Raw genomic sequence first — 3,223 nt, forward strand, 5'->3', positions numbered from 1 at the left:
CCCCCGGCCCCGGAGCCGTCAGGCGGGGGCACCCGGGCGTCGGGCCCGGGGGCGGTCACGCGTTCGTCACCACAGGTGGTGGACCTGGGGCCGGACGAGTTCGTCGTAGACCTCGGCCACCCGGGCGCGGACCTCGGGGTCGAGCGGGGCCAGCTCGGCGGCGGAGGCGTTGCCGCGCGCCTGGTCGGCGTTGCGGGCGCCGGGGATGACCACGCTGACCCCCTCCTGGTCCAGGATCCAGCGCAGTGCGAACTGGGCCATCGTCACGCCCTCGGGCACCAGCGGGCGCAGGCGCTCCACCGCCTCCAGTCCGGTCGCGTAGTCGATGCCGGAGAAGGTCTCGCCCTTGTCGAAGGCCTGGCCCTCGCGGTTGAAGTTGCGGTGGTCGTCCTCGCCGAAGGCGGTGTCGGCGCTGAACCTGCCCGACAGCAGACCGCTGGCCAGGGGCACGCGGGCGATGATGCCGACCCCGGCCTCGCGGGCGGCGGGCAGCACCCTCTCCAGCGGCTTGTGGCGGAAGGCGTTGAGGATGATCTGCACCGTGGCCACGTTGGGCCGGGCGATCGCGGTCAGGGCCTCGTCCACGGTCTCCACCGACACGCCGTAGGCGCGCATGCGGCCCTCGGCGACCATGGCGTCCAGGTCGTCGAAGACGGCGTCGGTGGCGATGACCCGCGAGGGCGGGCAGTGCAGCTGGACGAGGTCGATCGTGTCCACGCCCAGGTTCTGGCGGGAGCGGTCGTTCCAGGCGCGGAAGTTGTCGGGGTTGTAGTTGTCGGGGGTCTGGTCGGCGCGGCGGCCCATCTTGGTGGCCACGGTGATGCCGGGGCGCTCCTTGAGCAGCTGGCCGACGAGCCGCTCGCTGCGGCCGTCGCCGTAGACGTCGGCGGTGTCGAAGAAGGTGACACCGGCGTCGGCGGCCGCGTGCAGGGCGGCCAGGGCGTCGGCCTCGCTGACCTCGCCCCAGGAGGCTCCGATCTGCCAGGCGCCGAAACCGATGACGCCCACGTTGTTGCCGGTGCGGCCGAGTACGCGTGTTTCCATGGGTGCGATCCTAGGCCCTTGGGAGCGTTCCCATCTGCGTGGACTCCCCTGATCGCGTTCCGCTCCGGCGGCGGGGTTGACCCTGACCCTAGGTCAACCCCGCACCATGGCGGCATGAACACCGAGAACGCCACGACCAAGACGAACGGGCCCCACGAGCCGTACCGCGGACGGGGCCGCGGTGAGGAGCGGGACGGACGGGGCGCCGGGTCGCTGCGGCGCTTCACGGTCCACCACGACGGTGTCACCATCCCGGTGACCCGGGGCGGCCGGGGGCGGCCGCTGGTCCTGTGCCCCGGCCTGCACACGACACAGGCCGACCTGTGCGAGCTGGCCGGGCTGCTGCGGCGCGACCACGACGTGGTGACCTTCGACCTCAGGGGTCACGGCCTCGCCTCCGCCGCCGACCGGTACTCCTTCGAGGCCTTCCTCGGCGACCTCGGCGCCGTGCTGGCGGAACTGGAACGGCTCGGCCCGCCCGAGGCGCCCCTGCTCGTGGGCTACTCCCTGGGCGCGGACCTGGCCGTGCACCACGCCTCCGAGCACCCCGGCGGCGTCGCCGGACTCGTGCTCCTCGACGGGGCCAACCCGGTGCCCGAACCGTTCGTCACCGAGGCCGACCTGCCGCTCTTCCGCGCGATGTGGCAGGAGCAGGCGGCACGGCACGAGGCCGAGCGGGGCACCGCGCGTCAGGTGCTGCTCACCGCCCAGGAGGTCTTGGACCTGAACACGGAGATCGACGGGGTCCGGTCCACGATCCTCGACCGCTACGACAGGATCGACCTGCCCGTCAGCATGGTCGTGTCGACCGCGATGGCCGGTGACAGGGGCGGGGAACACGCGACACGGTTCAACCGGAACTGGCGTGCCGGTGTCGCGCGGCTCGTCCGCGCGCAGCCGCGCATCGCCGTGCACCGGCTCGACGCCGACCACCAGCTCGTCTTCACCCACGCCCCGGAGATCGCCCGTATCATCCGGGACACACGGGGCACGGGCGGGCGAGCCGAACCCTCGCACACACCCTGACCAGGAGGGATCGGTGCCATGCTGACCATCGGCGAACTGGCGTCGTACGCGGGGGTGACGGTGCGCGCGGTGCGGCACTACCACGCCAAGGGATTGCTGCCCGAGCCCGAACGCGACCGCTCCGGCTACCGCAGGTACGGCGCCGACGCCGTGGTCGAGCTGATCAGGATCAGGACCCTCGCCGGGGCCGGAGTCCCGTTGGCGCGTGTGCGGGAGCTGCTACGGGCCGACGAGGAGGAGTTCGCCGCGGCGGTCGCCGACATCGACGCGCGGCTGCGCGCGGAGATCCGGCAGCGGCAGCGGCACCGCGAGCAGGTCGCCCGGCTCAGAGCGGGGGACGGCCTGGCGCTGCCGCCGGAGGTGGTCGACCACCTCGCCCGGCTGCGGGGGCTCGGGGTGCACGAGCGGATCGTCAGGGCCGAGCGCGAGGGCTGGATCCTGCTGGCCGCGCACTCACCCGAACGGGTCGCGGAGTGGACGGCGCGTAAGCGGGAGCAGCTCGCCGATCCGCGGTTCGTCGACTTCTACCTCGTGCTGGGCCGGGCGCTCGGCCGGAGCGGCGACGACCCGCGGTTGGCCGGGATGGCCGACGAACTGGCCGACTACCTCACGCGCATGGCCGACGAACGGGGCGAGGACTACGTGGACGACACCGATGTCGAACCGGCGCTCGCCGAGCTGATGGACAGGCTGGTCTTCGACACGGTGCCCCCGGCGCGGCGGCTGATCGAGCTGCTGAAGGAGCGGGGCTGGTCCGGCTGGACCAGGCTCGAACGCGTGGACCCCGCGCCGGACGCGGCGCCCCGGAGGGGATGAGACGGGAGGACACGGCAGAAGGGAGCCGCGGCCGCGGCGCTTCGGGGGGAGCGCCGGGGCCGAAGGCCGCCGGGTTCGGGGGCGGCTGGCCCAGGGGCCACCGGCACGGGACCGCCGGGTCCGGGCCCCTCCGCTTCGGGGGGCACCGATCCGGAGCGCCCGGTAAGCCCACCGCCGCGGGGCCGACGATCCGGAGTCCGCGGTACGGGGCCACCGGTCCGGGGACCGCGGGCACGGAAGCCGTCGGTGACGGAGGCGGCCCGGTGCCCTGCGCCTGTAACAGCGGTCATGCCCGGCGTTCACCGTGCCGCGACGGATCGTCCCCGGGCGTTCACAC

Annotated in this window: 3 protein-coding genes; 2 read left to right on the forward strand and 1 reads right to left on the reverse strand. The window is 73.8% G+C overall.

The window, feature by feature from the left end; all coding sequences use genetic code 11:
* Positions 1 to 66 precede the first annotated feature (66 nt).
* The gene (locus tag DQW06_RS19590; protein WP_013153079.1) at positions 67 to 1,044 is read right to left on the reverse strand and encodes an aldo/keto reductase; all 978 of its coding nucleotides are present in this window, start codon (positions 1,042 to 1,044) and stop codon (positions 67 to 69) included.
* A gap of 114 nt (positions 1,045 to 1,158) precedes the next feature.
* Here DQW06_RS19590 and DQW06_RS19595 point away from each other — a divergent pair, with 114 nt between their 5' ends.
* Positions 1,159 to 2,070 carry an alpha/beta fold hydrolase gene (locus DQW06_RS19595; RefSeq protein ID WP_013153080.1) on the forward strand — a complete coding sequence of 304 codons (912 nt, stop codon included), beginning with the start codon at positions 1,159 to 1,161 and terminating at the stop codon, positions 2,068 to 2,070.
* 18 nt (positions 2,071 to 2,088) lie between these two features.
* Positions 2,089 to 2,886, forward strand: coding sequence for a MerR family transcriptional regulator (locus DQW06_RS19600; protein ID WP_071622072.1), 798 nt, complete (start codon positions 2,089 to 2,091; stop codon positions 2,884 to 2,886).
* The last annotated feature ends 337 nt before the right edge of the window (positions 2,887 to 3,223 follow it).

This window comes from Nocardiopsis sp. TNDT3, assembly GCF_003427465.1.
Taxonomy (GTDB): Bacteria; Actinomycetota; Actinomycetes; order Streptosporangiales; family Streptosporangiaceae; genus Nocardiopsis; species Nocardiopsis dassonvillei.